General features: G+C 67.5%; 1 pseudogene. It reads right to left on the bottom strand.

Going from position 1 to position 809, the window contains the following annotated elements:
- Window positions 1-764, bottom strand: a pseudogene (locus RM555_RS30810) (IS5 family transposase); the annotation flags it as partial.
- Window positions 765-809 lie beyond the last annotated feature (45 nt).

Genomic DNA, 809 nt, shown 5'->3' with positions numbered 1-809 from the left:
CTGCTTGAGCCGGTTGAAGCAGCGTTCGACGACGTTGCGCCGCTTGTAGAGCTGCTTGTCGAACGCTGGTGGCCGGCCGCCTCGGCTGCCTCGTCGGCGGCGGTTGGCTTGCTGGTCGGCGCGTTCGGGGATCGTGTGCCCGATGCCTCGCCGACGCAGGTCAGCCCTGATCGCTTTGGTGCTGTAGCCCTTGTCGGCGATGACGTGGCCCGGTCGTACGCGAGGTCGGCCAGGGCCCGAGCGTCCGACACGGATGGCGGCCATGACGTGGGTGAAGCGGGTGCAGTCGTTGACGTTGCCACCGGAGAGCACGAAGGCCAGGGTCCGACCCAGGCCGTCGCACGCGAGGTGAATCTTGGTGGTCAGTCCACCTCGAGATCGACCGAGGGCGTGATCCTGTGGTTCGTCCGTTTCTCGGTGCCCCCTTTGGCGCCCGCAGCGTGCTGGTGGGCTCGCACGATGGTCGAGTCCACCGACACCAACCAGTCGATGTCCCCGGCCGCGTCCGCATCGGCCTGGACCCCGGCGAGCATCCGCTCGAACGTGCCGTCCAAGGCCCACCTGCGGAAACGGGTGTAGATCGACTGCCAGGACCCGTAGCGGGCGGGCACGTCCCGCCACGCCGCCCCGGCCCGGATCTTCCACACGATTCCGTTGAGCACCCGCCGATCATCGGCCCGAGGCCGACCACCGGTCACCGCCGACGGCAGGTACCGCGACAGCGCTTCCCACTCAACGTCAGACAACTCGTAGCGACGACCCACGCGCTACATCATCCGACACCAAGATCCTTTGAAGACACAGCCTAG

Origin of the sequence: Micromonospora reichwaldensis (assembly GCF_031845925.1) — a bacterium.
Lineage (GTDB): Bacteria > Actinomycetota > Actinomycetes > Mycobacteriales > Micromonosporaceae > Micromonospora > Micromonospora reichwaldensis.
Note: the sequence above shows the minus strand (reverse complement) of the source record. Positions and strands in the feature narration are given on the sequence as shown.